The 15,620-nt window shown below is 33.5% G+C and carries 11 protein-coding genes; 4 read left to right on the forward strand and 7 right to left on the reverse strand.

Features of this window, described 5'->3' with window-relative positions; genetic code table 11:
* Positions 1-9 precede the first annotated feature (9 nt).
* Positions 10-1,179, forward strand: a complete 1,170-nt coding sequence (locus F596_RS0101015) for a DUF1735 and LamG domain-containing protein (RefSeq protein WP_019035522.1) — start codon at positions 10-12, stop codon at positions 1,177-1,179.
* Positions 1,180-1,199: 20 nt separating this feature from the next.
* Positions 1,200-2,204: a DUF1735 domain-containing protein gene (locus F596_RS0101020; RefSeq protein WP_036857729.1), complete on the forward strand. Its 1,005-nt coding sequence runs from the start codon at positions 1,200-1,202 to the stop codon at positions 2,202-2,204.
* Positions 2,205-2,372: 168 nt separating this feature from the next.
* On the opposite strand, the gene F596_RS0101025 is transcribed toward F596_RS0101020, so the two are convergent.
* Positions 2,373-3,899, reverse strand: coding sequence for an alpha-L-fucosidase (locus F596_RS0101025; RefSeq protein ID WP_019035524.1), 1,527 nt, complete (start codon positions 3,897-3,899; stop codon positions 2,373-2,375).
* Between the two features lie 104 nt (positions 3,900-4,003).
* On the opposite strand from F596_RS0101025, the gene F596_RS0101030 reads away from it, so the two are divergent.
* Both F596_RS0101030 and F596_RS0101035 read left to right on the forward strand, forming a co-directional pair.
* Positions 4,004-5,275, forward strand: coding sequence for an MFS transporter (locus F596_RS0101030; RefSeq protein ID WP_019035525.1), 1,272 nt, complete (start codon positions 4,004-4,006; stop codon positions 5,273-5,275).
* Between the two features lie 40 nt (positions 5,276-5,315).
* A complete protein-coding gene (locus F596_RS0101035; protein WP_019035526.1) occupies positions 5,316-6,953 on the forward strand; it encodes a beta-N-acetylhexosaminidase in 1,638 nt (545 codons plus the stop codon).
* An 18-nt stretch (positions 6,954-6,971) separates the two neighbouring features.
* On the opposite strand, the gene F596_RS0101040 is transcribed toward F596_RS0101035, so the two are convergent.
* From F596_RS0101040 to F596_RS0101065, 6 genes are all read right to left on the reverse strand, one after another.
* Positions 6,972-7,658 carry a tetratricopeptide repeat protein gene (locus F596_RS0101040; RefSeq protein ID WP_019035527.1) on the reverse strand — a complete coding sequence of 229 codons (687 nt, stop codon included), beginning with the start codon at positions 7,656-7,658 and terminating at the stop codon, positions 6,972-6,974.
* 100 nt (positions 7,659-7,758) lie between these two features.
* Entirely contained in the window at positions 7,759-9,726 is a 1,968-nt protein-coding gene (locus F596_RS0101045) for an NAD(+) synthase (protein WP_019035528.1), read from the reverse strand.
* Positions 9,727-9,758: 32 nt separating this feature from the next.
* Positions 9,759-10,985, reverse strand: a complete 1,227-nt coding sequence (locus F596_RS0101050) for a DUF2027 domain-containing protein (protein WP_019035529.1) — start codon at positions 10,983-10,985, stop codon at positions 9,759-9,761.
* Positions 10,986-11,017: 32 nt separating this feature from the next.
* The gene (locus tag F596_RS0101055; protein ID WP_019035530.1) at positions 11,018-12,289 is read right to left on the reverse strand and encodes an S-adenosylmethionine:tRNA ribosyltransferase-isomerase; all 1,272 of its coding nucleotides are present in this window, start codon (positions 12,287-12,289) and stop codon (positions 11,018-11,020) included.
* 20 nt (positions 12,290-12,309) lie between these two features.
* Entirely contained in the window at positions 12,310-12,999 is a 690-nt protein-coding gene (locus F596_RS0101060) for a phosphatase PAP2 family protein (RefSeq protein ID WP_019035531.1), read from the reverse strand.
* Positions 13,000-13,031: 32 nt separating this feature from the next.
* Positions 13,032-15,617 (reverse strand): BatD family protein, encoded by a 2,586-nt coding sequence (locus tag F596_RS0101065; protein WP_036857728.1) that lies wholly within the window; start codon positions 15,615-15,617, stop codon positions 13,032-13,034.
* Between the last annotated feature and the right edge of the window lie 3 nt (positions 15,618-15,620).

Consider the following 15,620-nt stretch of genomic DNA (forward strand, 5'->3'; position numbering starts at 1 on the left):
GAAAAGAAAATGAAAAATTATCTACCAAAATACGTTTTAGGTGGCTTAATAATGGGCACTGTGGCTTTTTCTTCTTGCAATAATGCAGAATATTCTGAATTGACACATCAAGCATATATAGCACAGACAGCCACAAATGGTAATTCTTCTACAAAGATAACATTAGGACAGAAAGCTGTTACACAAAACATCAGTGTGCGCCTTTCAGACATAGCTCAGGAAAACAGCTCTTTCGAGCTAACTCCTGACCCTGAAGCTCTAAACGCTTTTAACAAGCATAACGAGACAAGCTACACCTTTTTACCAGAAGGTAGTTATAGCTTATCGGCTTCTGAAATTACCGTGGGCAAAGGGAAAGTTACTTCACAACCAGCTATCCTCACTATAAACCCACTTTCTAAGGCTTTAAAAGATAGCGGAAAGAAGTATGCCATAGCGTTCAAGCTAAAGGCTAAAGATGCTGAAGAGCAGGTGCTTACATCTGGTAGCACCATGGTATATATTTTAGACCAGGTAGTATATCAGGCTGTTCCTACTATTAACAGTAGTAGCAACATTAAGCTAAACTTTAGAAAAGAGCTTTCGCTTAAGGAGTGGACTCTCGAGATGAACGTAAACATCAGCATGCTTGGCACTCGTGTAGGCGAGCTTAACAACCAGACCCTCTTTGGCTGCTGGGCACCAGAAGGTAAAGACGGAGAGATATATACACGCTTTGGAGATGCTCCTATAGAGGGTAATCGCTTACAGGTAAAGACACAAGGTACACAGATGAATAGCAATATGCTCTTTAAGCCTAACACATGGTACCACTTAGCTTTTGTATGTCAAGGGACAAAGTTATATCTATATGTTAACGGCACATTAGACAACTCTATGGACTTACCCGGTAAGGTGGTAAACCTTAAAGACCATGCACAGTTTGGAAATCAAGATTATCTTAAAGCAAATGTTATGGTTAGCGAACTTCGTTTATGGACTAAAGCACGTTCTAAATCGGAAATTGCTAATAATATGTACTCTTGCGACCCAACAAGTCCTGGCTTAGAGGCTTACTGGAAACTAAACGAGGGAGAGGGACAAGAGTTTAAAGATGCTACAGGGCATGGCAAACCTGCTACTGTTCCTACTGCTATAACATGGACTAAAGATGTTCGTATAGATGGACATAATAACTAATAACCTATAAAAAATATCTCATGAAACTATTTTCAAAAACAACAATATTAGTAGCCACTGCCCTAATGCCTTTCTTGGTATCGTGCCAAAGCGAACCAGAAGTGGGGAGCGGACTATATCCTGAAGAGAAAGAAGACTATTCGGCTATAGCTTTCATAGACAATCTTGGCAAGGAAAGCTATATCAACTTTACCCAAATAGTAGGTACTAAGATGTTAGAAGTGCCTAAAGATGACCTAAAGTTTAAAGTTCGCCTAACAGCAACAGCAGATAAAGACCTTACTTTTAATATTAAGGTAGATAACAGTAAGCTCGCTACAAAGAAAGGTGTTACTTCTTTAGGTGAAGATGCTGTAAACTTCTCATCAAAGACCGTTACTATAAAGCAAGGTGAAACCTCGTCTAAAGATGTTGTTATAACACTTAACAAAACATCAAAATCGCTGCTCGACATGCAGAAAGATGGACGTATAGCATTCACTATAGTGTCAAATGACGGCACAAGGGTAAGTAAGCAATATAGTCATTATGTATGGAACGTTACTAAAAAGCAAAGCTATATCAACTCTGCCGGAACTTTAGATGGTAAAACATTAATACCTGTAACTGACTATACCATACCTAACGAATATTCTGGCTCAAACTATATACAAGATGAAAATGGGTTATTTAAAGGTAGTTTTTTCAACTTCAACCTTAATTATGATGATTCTTTTATCAATATCAATCTAACAAATGAGCAAGAAGTAGCAGGGTTTGAATTTCTTTTACCTATTAAATATGGATATGATGATGTTTCTAATTTTATCCCTACGCACATTATAGTATATGGTGGCACAGATGAAAATAATATGGAAAAATTAGGGGAGGCTTCTTTAAAGAAGAAACCTACTACCGAAAACGAAGCTTGGGGTATTGTGTTTTCAAAACCTATAAAATTGAAATATCTTCGAATCAATCCTACAGAGCGATTTGATAAGTCTACAGGATATTCATTTATTAGCGGTTTCAAACTCTATAAATAAAGTATTATTTGTAAATGAAGAACTTTTTATAGCATAGAGCTAATATAAAAGAAAACCTCCTTAGAGCAAATTTTAGACGACTCTAAGGAGGTTTTTATATAATTAAAACTACTATATATAGTAGTTTTGCCACTTACAAAATAAATGCGTTTAAGAAAAGATAATGGTTTATTCCATATATAAGCCAAACTCTGATAAATATACCTTACCACGTGTTTGCTTGATAACAAGTCGTATTTCTTGAGCAGTTACGGTATTAAAACGCAAAAGACGCTTATAACCTATAGTAGTGCCTTCTGCCACTTTTTCCCAGCTACCTCCTACTCTTCTTGCCTCAACTATAAACGATTCTACACGTTGCCCTTTACTGATATCTTCCTGTAAGGCACAAACATTAAACGTAATAGGCGACTTTAAATAATAGGTAAGCACTTTGTTTTTAGCCTTATTTTCATTATCAGCTAAAACAGAAGAAGTTTCATAACGTCCATCTATGCTTGGCTTAAGAGCCTTAAAAACCTTTACTCTGTTTTTATCTATATACTTGGTTAACAAATTAGTCTTAAAGATATTATCTATATTTTCCTTAAAAGACTTTAAAGACTTTACGTCTTCAGCAGAAAGGCGTCCTTCCTTATTAGGAGGAATGTTAAGCAAGAGCACACCATTACGCCCTACCGATGAAAAATAAATGTCGGTTAGCTCTTTTGACGATTTTACCTTATTGTCTTCAGCCTTATGATAAAACCAACCAGGACGTATAGATACATCTATTTCAGCAGGATACCACGCCAAAACCTTTGCTTTTAATATCTTACTCCTACTACCTATATCGTCGCCTACCATATCGCCTTCAGGGGGTAAAAGTTCTGTCTGCTGCGAATGTTTAGCTATTAATGTAGGGTCGAGGTTGTCTTTAGGCACTACGCTCCATTCTGTTTCACGTCCACGCCCCGTCTCTGTACCTACCCAACGCACATCTGGCCCCATTACGGCAATAACAGCTTGTGGCTGTAGCTTGCGTATAAGCTTATACCAACGCACAAAATCGTATTTCTGCTTCTTACCATTAGGACCCTCTCCATTAGCCCCATCAAACCACACTTCGCTAACATGACCATACTGGGTAAGCAGCTCTTCAAGCTGTTTTATAAAATAATCATTATAGGCTTTGCCCTGCCCATATAGCAGAGAGTTACGATCCCATGGTGAGAGATATACACCAAAACCTACTCCATACTTCTTACACGCATTGCTAACCTCGCGCACAACATCGCCCTTTCCTTGTTTCCATGGCGAGCTTTTTACGCTATAATCGGTATAAGCACTTGGCCAAAGACAAAAGCCATCATGATGCTTACAGGTAAGAATAACACTCTTAAAACCTGCATCTCGCAAGGTCTTAACCCACTGCTCTGCATCAATCTCAGTGGGACAGAACAGGCTCGGACTATCTTTGCCATCTCCCCACTCCTTATTAGTAAATGTATTCATTCCAAAATGAATAAAAGCAGTTAGCTCCTGACGCTGCCATAAATACTGCCTCAACGAAGGCACGACATTAGCAGCCTTAGAGATAATAGAAGAAGGTGTGTCTTGAGGCGATATAACTACCATGTTTTGCCCTTTAACATAAACAGGCAATGATGATAAGCATAAGGGTAACACACCAGAGATAATAGATTTTAATATCATAATAGGTTTTATTTTATATATATACAAAAGTAAAAAAAATATCGTACCTTTGCAACAACTTTTGTAAAAATATAATCAACTAATAACCTAAAAACAAAAAAACAATGGATCAGATCACTTCTGAAAGAAAAAAAACGAGTCCTATAACTTGGGTACCTACTCTTTATTTTGCCATGGGTATACCATTTGTTGTACTTAACATGGTATGCACCTTAATGTATAAAGGTATGGGGGTATCTGATACTAAGATAGCTTATTGGACCTCTTTAATCATGCTTCCATGGACATTAAAGCCCATCTGGAGCCCATTTCTTGAGATTTACAAAACAAAAAAATTTTTTGTTGTCACTACGCAGCTGCTTTCAGGTATCATGTTTGCATTGATAGCTTTTGCCTTAGGGGCATCTTCTTTTTTTGCTATTACCATTGCCATGCTTGCAGTGGTAGCATTAAGCGGTGCTACTCATGATATAGCAGCCGATGGCACTTATATCTCTGTGCTTTCAAAAGAGGAACAAGCACGTTGGATAGGCTGGCAAGGAGCATTTTATAATATAGCAAAGATAGCAGCCACAGGTGGTTTGGTATATCTTGCAGGCATATTTATTAAGATGTTTGGTGTTGCTAAAGCGTGGATGATAATAATGCTCATTATAGGTATTATAATGATAGCTTTAAGCATTTATCACTACGCTTTCTTACCTAAAGAAGAGAAAACAAATAAGAAAATAACTACTTTCAAGCAAACTTTAAACGAACTGTTATTCTTTTTTAAAGAGTTTTTTCAGAAAAAGCATATATGGTATTATATTATCTTCATTATCCTCTATCGGTTTGCTGAAGGGTTTGCTATAAAGATAGTTCCTCTTTTTTTAAAAGCATCTACTACTGTAGGTGGATTAGGATTGAGCGAAAAAGAAATAGGCTTATGTTATGGCACTTTTGGGGCAGCAGCTTTTGTTATAGGAAGTATCCTCGGAGGAAACTATATTGCTAAACGAGGACTTAAAAAAAGTCTTTTCTCTTTAGCATTGATTTTTAACATACCTTTTGTAGCTTATACCTTATTAGCCGTATATCAGCCCTCTGATATTTGGATTATAGGGTGCGGTATAGTTATGGAATACTTCGGTTACGGTTTTGGCTTTGTAGGTCTTACACTGTTTATGATGCAACAAATAGCTCCGGGTAAACACAAAATGGCACATTATGCCTTTGCAAGTGGTATAATGAACCTTGGCGTGATGCTTCCAGGTATGCTTAGTGGTGTAGTAAGTGATGCAATAGGTTATAAACACTTCTTTATCTTTGTGCTATTCTGTACCATTCCTGCACTGCTTATTACATGGTTTGTACCTTTTACTTACGAAGATTAATATCTACTGAAAATCTTTTATATATTTAATTTACAAAAATATGACAAAAAAAATATTACTATCCTTAGTACTAAGCCTTTTTGTGGCAACAGGTTTTGCTACAGATGCGTCTTATGATGTAATACCTCTACCACAAAGTATTGTAATGGTAAAGGGAAAATCCTTTATTCTAAATAACAACACCACTATTTTTTGCTCTTCTAAAGACGATTTAATGCAAAAAAACGCATGTTTTCTGTCTTGTTATATAGCAGACCTAACAGGATTAAAACTCAAAGTATCTGACATTAAACCAAAGAAAGGTAACTACATAGAATTATTATTAAACAACAAAAACATAAAAGGCAAAGAGGCGTACACTATAAATATTAATAATAAAAATATTAAAATTAGTGGTTTTACATCAGCAGGAGTTTTTTACGGTATACAAACATTAAGGAAATCGCTCCCTATATGCAATGCTACTAATAATCCTATCGTATTACCAGCAGCAGAAATTAAAGATGCACCTCGATTTAAATACAGAGGAATGATGTTAGATTGCTCTCGCCATTTCTTCTCTATAGATTTCATTAAGAAATTTATTGATCTCATAGCCTTACATAACATGAACACCTTTCATTGGCATCTTAACGATGATCAGGGATGGCGCATAGAGATAAAAAAATATCCTAAGCTCATAGAAATAGGGTCTGTACGCACAGGCACCGTGATGGGACGTAATAGCGATGTAGATGATAGTATTAAGTATGGTGGCTATTACACGCAAGAGCAATGCCGTGAGATAGTGGAATATGCACGTCAGCGTCATATCACTGTTATACCTGAAATAGATATGCCTGGACATATGAAAGCTGTGCTTGCATCATATCCTAATCTTGGGTGTACAGGCGGTCCATATAAAGTGGGACACAACTGGGGAGTATATTATGATGTTTTATGTATAGGCAACGAAGATACCTTTAAGTTTGTAGAAGGTGTTCTTGATGAGATAATAGATATTTTCCCTTCGAGGTATATTCATATAGGAGGAGATGAAACTCCAACAAAACGCTGGAGCGAATGTTCAAAGTGTGAAAAAATTATGCAAAAGGAAGGTCTTCCTATTAATAAATTACAAGCTTATTTTACCAATCGTATAGAAAAATATCTTAACAGTAAAGGAAGATCTATAATAGGTTGGGACGAAATACTTGATGGAGATATTAACAAAAGTGCAACAATAATGAGTTGGCGTGGTATTGAGCCTGGCGAAAAAGGAGCTAAAATGGGACATGATGTTATTATGTCGCCCACCTCACATTGTTATTTCGACTACGCTCAAACAAAAGAACAATATTCTGAACCTTTAACACAGGTGCACTCCTTAGATGTAGAGCAAGTATACAGTCTCGATCCTGCTCCTAAAACAATGTCTGAAGAAAGTAAAAAGCATATTTTAGGTGTACAAGCAAACCTTTGGACAGAATACATTAGCAATCCAAACCTTGCCACTTATATGCTTCTTCCACGTATGGCAGCACTCTCAGAGGTGCAATGGACGAGTCCTGCGCAAAAAGACTTTAAACAATTTAAGATTCGTGCTACTCGCCTTTCAAAGCTATACGACAAATACGGCTATATATATGCTTTACATCTATGGCAAGAAAGATATAAGCATAATAGGGAAAACTGGTAAGAAGAGGTCGAATACATATTATATTTTATTTTTCAGCTTATCTAAAAAAGGCTTTATATCACAGAAAGAAGCTCCTAATTTTTTAAGCAAGTCAACATCTCGTTTGGCTTGCTTATATTTTTTTTGTTTAATATATACCTCTATACGTTGAATAATATAATCAATATTATTAACATCTCTTATAATAGCCTGAGTATAATCGTATTCTGCTAATGTAAGAAGTCCCCTTTCTTTCTCTATTCCTGCTCTAACAGCATAGGCTATAGCACTATCAGGAGCCTGCTCTATTAAGCTATTAATACCGTCCATAGCCTCAGTGTAATGCTTATCCTTCTCGTTTAATAAAACCAAACCTAATTGTGCTTCAAAATGTCCTGGAGCCAACTTTAAAAGGTTATTATAATCTTGTCGTGCAAAGCCATACCTACCTAAACGCTCATTAGCATAAGCACGAAAAAACAACGCTCCAATATTATTAGGATTATGATTAAGAATTATATCATAATCATCTTTAGCCGAACTCCATTTTTCAAGCAATAAATACCATGAAGCACGCTTTAAACGCAAATCTACTGAAGCAACATTCTCCTCTAACCTATGCGTTGCTACTAATAAAGAGTCGCGTAAAGGGTTTACTTGAGCACTTACATTATAGCCCTCTAATAACACGATTATCACTAAAAAGACTTTTTTTATATTTACCATATACCTTTTTTAATGTGAATATTTATGTCTTATAAATGTAGCAAATATAGTGTTAATAGTCTATAAATTACTCTTATTATTAATATTAATAATTAAAAACTTAGCTCTCTATATTCTCAAGATCTCGTATCCATTCAGAGTACATAGCATCGGAAGGCATTCTCCAATCGCCTCTTGGAGAAAGGCTTACACTTCCCACCTTAGGGCCATCAGGCAGACAAGAACGTTTAAACTGTTGTGAAAAGAAGCGTTTATAAAATATACGAAGCCAATGAAGAATAATACCATCAGCATATTCTCCTTTAAAAGCTTGCTGTGCTAACCAAAAGATCTTTTTCGGACGAAAGCCAAATCTTAACATATAATATAAAAAGAAATCATGCAGCTCATAAGGTCCAACAAGATCTTCTGTCTTTTGTATAATATTACCATTTTTATCTGCCGGAGTTAGCTCTGGTGATATTGGAGTATTTATAATATCATTAAGTGTACACTTAGTAACCTCTTCTGTACTATCTTTTGCTATATAATATACTAAATGCTTTATCAATGTTTTAGGAATACCTATATTTACTGCATACATACTCATATGATCACCATTATAAGTACACCACCCAAGAGCTAATTCGCTCAAATCTCCTGTGCCTATAACAATCCCTCCCGCTTGATTGCTTATATCCATTAATATTTGTGTACGTTCGCGAGCCTGCGAATTTTCATATGTGGTATTATGCAAATTTATATCATGCTCTATATCAGCAAAATGTTGCTTAACAGATTCTGAAATGTTTATTTCACGAATAGTTATATCTAATTTTTGCATTAATGTAATAGCATTGCTATATGTGCGGTCTGTAGTTCCAAAGCCTGGCATAGTAACACCTATGATACCTTTACGATTATATCCTAACTTGTCAAAGGCAAGAGATGCAACAAGTAAAGCTAAGGTAGAATCTAATCCTCCACTCACTCCTATAACTACTGTTTTACAATTAATATGCAATAAGCGTTTGGCCAAACCACATACTTGGATATTTAGTATCTCTTCACAATGCTCACGAAGCTCTTCTCCTTTAGGTATAAAAGGATACTTATATACAGAACGAGTAAGAATAAACTCTCGCTGGATAGATGGTGGTATACAAGTGGGGATATTGCTTAAAATAGCTTGATTATTAGCTCTTAGACGCTGCATCATAGTGGGACGTTGAGCATTAACAAAAGTAGTATTAGCTCTACGCTCTATACGCAACCTATCAATATCTATTTCTGAGATAATAATCTGTGCTTCCACTTCAAAACGTTTAGCTTCTGCTAATAACTTACCATTCTCATATATTAAAGCATTGCCTCCATAAACTACGTCCTGTGTGCTTTCGCCAAAACCACAGCTACTATATACATAACCACAAATAGTTCGTGCACTTTGTTGAGCCACTAAAGTTTTAAGATAATTATGCTTGCCTATAAGATCATCACTTGCTGAAAGATTAAAAATAAGTTCTGCTCCTGCCAATGTTAACTGATTACTTGGTGGAAGAGGAGACCATAAGTCTTCACAGATTTCTATGCCAAACCTAACTCCTTGAGAGGTAGAAAACAGCTGAATATCTGTAGAAATATCTATCTTATCACCTACATAATAAATACTTTGCAGCTGCAAATCTTGCGAAGAAGCAAACCAACGTTTTTCATAAAATTCACCATAATTAGGTAAATAAGTCTTTGGAACAATACCCAACAATTTGCCATGCTGTATCACTAAAGCACAATTAAGCAAAACAGAGTTGACACAAATAGGTGCCCCTACTATGATAGTTATATCCAGTTGCCTTGTAAAATCTAATAGCTGTACTACTGCTATTTCTATATTATCAAGCAAAACCTGCTGTTGAAAAAGGTCTTGACACGAATATCCTGTAAGAGATAATTCTGGAAAAACAATTATTTCTACACCTTCTCCTTCTGCCTTTATAACTTGCTTCTCTATCTCTGATAGATTATACTGTATATCTGCTACTTTTACAGCAGGTATAGCTGATGCTACTTTTATAAATCCGTATTTCATAACACTTAGGTATAAGATAGAACAAATATTTCTTATTTTATAGTAACTTGCGTTGCCCCATAACCATATTCACGAAAGGACGCATCTTGATAAGAATAATGCTTATAACGATAGTTCAGCTCATGTAGTAAAGATTGTCGTAAAACACCCTCTCCTTTTCCATGAATGAATATTATTTTTTGACCTTTAATATTCTTATATTCTTCTAAGGTTTTACGAAAAAAATCTAATTGATATTCTAAAATATCAGCTGATGTCATTCCTTGAATGGTTTCTAAAAGAGAATCAGCATGTAAATCGATAATAATTTTATCTTCACGCATCAACTTCTTTACTTTCCTAATAGGCAAAATTGGAGATGTTTCTGTAAAATGCTTCTGCAAAGTTTCTAAATTATCCTTATTAACCGATTTTTGTATACGAGCAGGTTTACATACGGAATCTTTTCTTGTATCTACTTCCAAACAATATTTTTCAGGTTTAACAGTTGCATTATATCTCTGCTTATCATCTAATACTAAATTACAAAGAATAGCTGGTTTATTAAAAAAAATATTTTCATGGAAGGAATTCTGGTTATAAAATTTTATTGCATCAAGTTTCAATTGAACATCATATACTGACTTTAATTCAAAATCTTTATCTTGTTTATATGCAATAAATTGCACATTCCCTCTTAATAAATCATTTAGTTCTTCTTTTCCAAACTGTTCTAATACCATTTTTGTATTTGGCTCTACTTCACCATGAGCATGAAGAGTCCATTTATTATCACTTTCATTTGCTATTTGATAAGTAAATGTAATATAATAATTAGAATCATTAATTATATAAGATTCAAATCGAGTAGCAGAAAGATTATCCTTATCAATAGGAACATACGCAATATATACCGAAAGTTTATCTCCACCTATACGCTCTTGTACAGGAATCTTAAAACCTACAGAAGGATCTTCGTCAGGCTTAACATCAGCATCTATATTACGCCAATTATCTAAACTTTCTTCAGGATCTAAGGAAAGTTGCTGCTTAATACTTTTATTAGTTTTATTTGCATCAATATTTTTTTCTTTCTCTTCTATGCGGCTTAATGCTTTCTCTTCAGCACATGAATCTTCTATAACAATAACATCTTTTATATTTGTAGGTATTTGAAACCCATCTTCATCTTCTATTAATACTATATTCTTATTCTGGAAGCCAGCAATTATGCCTCCTCCTTTCTCATTAAGAAATCTTACTTTATCACCTTTTTTCATAAATAAAATCTTTTTTAAATTATAACATTTGTTTAAGGAATTAATAAAGAAGAGTCACCATAACTCAAAAATCGAAAATCATGATTAAGAGCATAATCATATATGTTACGCCAATCGCCCTTAACAAAAGCACTTACTAATAATATAAGTGTTGATTGAGGTTGATGAAAATTAGTTATAAGAGCTTTTACTATCTTATATGTATATCCAGGAGCGATAATAATCTGCGTACTTGAGTGAAGTGCTTGTAAATTATCTTTTTTTAAATAAAAAAGTATGTTCTCTATAGCCTTTCTTACTGTTATTGCCACACCTTTTATTATTACAAGTCCTTCTTCATTATGTGGTAAATCATAAGGTTCCCACTGCTTTATGTGCAAATCTGCTTCAGAAGCGTTAGGATTTTCTTCAAGATGTATACCCATATAATATAAACTTTCCAATGTTCTTACACTTGTTGTTCCAACAGCTATAGCAGAACAATCATGTAAAAGTAATTGCTCTAAAGTGTGTCGTTGCACTACAACATATTCAGAATGCATATTATGTCCTTCTATCTCTTCGCTTTTTACAGGTTTAAAAGTACCAGCTCCCACATGTAGTGTAAGTTCATCACGAACAATACCACATTCATCTATAGCTTTCAATACTTCTGGTGTAAAATGAAGGCCTGCAGTAGGCGCAGCTACTGATCCTTTTATTTTGGAATATACTGTTTGATAAGTTTCTTTATCGCTTTCCTCTGTATCACGGTTAAGATAAGGAGGTATTGGCAGTTCACCCACTATTTCTAATATTTCAGCAAATGATACATTTTCATTATCCCATGTAAAGTCTATCCAATGATTAGTTCCTCCTAAAGTGTTAAGAGTTTTTTCTTTATTTAACGAAGCTATTAATGTTAATTTTTCGCCTTTTATGTCAAACTTACGCTTTAATTTACCATCCTTCCATTTTTTTAAATTACCTACCATACAAAGCCATGAACAATTATGAGTAGTTTGAAACATCAATTCATAGTCCACTGGATCAGCAGGTTCCAAAAGGAATATCTCTATTAAAGCCCCTGTTTCCTTGCGAAAATGGATACGTGCTTGAATAACCTTTGTGTTATTACAAACCATCAATCCTCCACTTGGTAGATATTTTGGTAAATTATAAAAAACGTCTTCTGTTATTTTACCTTGTCTATATAACAACAATTTACTATTATCACGTTTAGCTAAAGGATACTTAGCTATACGACTATCAGGTAAATGATAGTTATAATCGGAAATGCTAATATGTTTTGTTTCTTCTGACATAATAATATTTTTATTTATAGTTATAATATTGCATGAAACATTGTGTATATTAATATCAACATTAAAATATTTAATACAGTATCTATATCTGATAGGCTATATCCTGTTTCTGTATATTTAGCAGATATAAAATGTAAATGTTCGTTTGTTATTTTATATATTTTATAAAATGAAAAATATCCTAATACTGCTAATGAAATACCTAAAAATACTCCCATTATAATATCAGTAGGGTAATGTACTCCAAGATATAATCTTGTCCAAGCAATGGTTATAGCCCATAATAAAAGAAAAAAAGACAAAGTTTTATTACGTATAAGTAATGTTAGAAATGTGAATATAAAAAAGCTATTACTTGTATGTGAAGAATAAAAACTAAATCCTTTAGCAGTATAGCCATTAATTAAAGGTAATAAAGAATGTAAATGTGGGTCATTAAAAGGACGAAGACGCTCAAAAGAAGGTTTAACTATAACGTTATTTATAATATTACTTAATATGATAGTAACGGCAAAAATGCCTAAGATAAGTGATATCTTTCTCCAGCTTTCATTATTTTTAATTATCAACAATAATAGTGATAAATAAAGTGGTATCCATATATAAGAAGTAGTAAAGATAATGGCAAATTTGTCTAAAAACAAATTGTTACCACCATGTAAGGCAATAACTAAATTATTATCCAAGTGCCTAAGAAATTCTATACCCATTCTTTTTCTTCCTATCTTTTAAATGTGAATAATTAAATTACTTCTGCAACACCTTTTTCTATCCAACCTTTCCTTCCATCATCAAGAACAACTTCCCACCATTGATCCATTGAATTATCTATAATTTTCAATTTAGTCCCTTCGTGTATGATAAACGCTTTACTTGCTGCTGCATCTGGTGTTGTTTTCACAACAACAGAAGGAGATATTACAATAGCAAAATCATGCGAACATATAAAACTTTTTTGTTGAAATGCAAAAAAGATAGAAAACACAAATAGTATTATTAATATGACAAATATCTTAGTTAAAGTCTTTCTAATACTAAGTTTTTTTATCTGTATAAAAGCACACATTCCACAAATAATAAGTATAAGAGAAAATATAGAAATCCATGCCCAACCATCAATACTCAATAAGTTCACTAACGATTTATACCATGTTATAAAAAACATTTCTGATTTAGATGGTATATTATCTATAGTTTTAGATTGAGCTAATTGGAGATTAAATTTTATATCATTATCATCAGGAGACAAACGTAGAGCACGTTCATAAGCTATTACAGCCTTAGCTATACTATCCTGTTTATAATAAGCATTACCTAAGTTATAATAAAGAGATGGTGATATATTCTTTTGTAAAAGGAATTCATATACCTGCGCTGCAGCTGCATAATTACCTTTATTATATAGTCTATTAGCTTCATTTTTTGATGTATTTATTCCAAATGAAGACAATGTAAATATAGTAAGAATGCCAAATAAAAGCAATAACGATTTCATTTTTCTTATTTTCTTATTTCTTTTTGAAACATCTTCTATAGAACTAATAGCTGTTATAGCTTTATCATAAGTACGACGCATATTCCCACGCTCATCACCAGGAGCATAACGTTCATACTCACATTCATCTAAAGCAGATATAAATTTTTCAATCACATTATTTGGAATATTAATATAAGCAAGCGATTCTGTGATATTTTCACGCGATAGTTCTCCTACAGCTATATGTAGCTTATCACTAACATAGCCCCAAAGAGCATGAGATATTTCTTCATAAAATTCTATATTATCACCTTTCAACATCATAGCATAAGCCGAATCTAATCGTGATGTTGCTGTTTTATTGGCATTTTTTTCCAACTTTAAAGAAAAATCAGCAGAACTACTCTTTAACCCATCTCTAAAAAAATAGATTATTAATACTATAATTACAAATAAGATAAATATAAAAAACCAATAAAGAAATGAATTAAAGAAAGTATATTTAAAGTTATTAAAAGAACTTTCTTCTAATTTCAGTGGATGAATATCATTATCTAAAGAAGCAGCATCATCTACTTCCTTATTTTTTATACTTTTATTTTTTAATATTTTTAGACAAAGTTTTTCTGTCTCTATTGTAACATATTTCTGCTGAGACACATCAAAATATGTAAACTTTATAGGGTTAATGGTGAATCTACCTTCATTATGAGGTACTACTATTTGGTCATAAATCATATTACCCTCTGTACCTTTTACAGTCAATCGAGTTTTATCAGAAATATTAACATCGTATGCCTCAAAAGATTTTGGATAAATTATTTTAGGTTGCTTAATAAGTTTTAAGTTACCATTACCACTTATAACTACACGAATAGATAAAGGATCGCCTGCTTTAACTTCTTTTTTATCAGCCTGAATAGAAATATTAAAGTGCCCTACTCCACCTGAAAAATTAGCTGGTTTATTAGGTAAAGGTAATACTTTAATGGCTAAACTTGGCGCAATTATATCTTTTTGAATATCACGACTATTATCTATGCCAAAAGCTTCAAAAGGATTAAAATCAGGATCACTTATTTGGACAATACCTTTAAACGTCAACGATGGTACTTTTAGAATTCCTGTCATTTGTGGATATATAACATATTGACTCCATGTAACAGTGTTATAAACTTTATTTTTTACACGTTCCTTATGGAAGGACTTTTGCTGTGGCAAATTTATTTCCTGTACATGAAAACCTACAAGATCAGGCATTTTGCCTGCAAGTTGTTTCAAGTTTTTAGTAGTATAAACTTTATAAGTCAATAATACTGGTTCTTGTTCATGCACAATAGTCTTATTTGCTATAACTTTAATAAATAAATCTTTAGATGTTATAGAAGATGGAGATGAAGAATAATCTGTATTTTCATCTTCACTCATAGAAGAGGATCCTTTAGAAGAAGCTCTTGAGGTATTTACATTTCCTACAGCCGTAATTCTAACTGGTGTAGAAGCCAGCATTTGCCCTCCTATATCAATACGAGCTGGACCAACAGTTAAAAGACCTTTCTTATTTGCTACAAAAACATAGGCAAAAGAGATAGACGAAGAGCTACTTGTATGTCCATCAACAAAACGAATACTTCGCTGAGAAGAGGTAGCTGGTCCATAAATCTTTTCTAAGCCAGATGAAATCTTTCCCAAATGAAAACGTCGCACATCTTGAGTATATACAGTATATTCTATTTGAAATTCTTCACCTACTGATACTCTTCTTGGTGCTACGACTCGTACATGTTGTGCCATTATTATTTGAAAGCATAACAATAATAGTAATAAAAGAAGATGACGCTTAATATTCATTGT

This window comes from Prevotella amnii DSM 23384 = JCM 14753 (assembly GCF_000378745.1).
Lineage (GTDB): Bacteria > Bacteroidota > Bacteroidia > Bacteroidales > Bacteroidaceae > Prevotella > Prevotella amnii.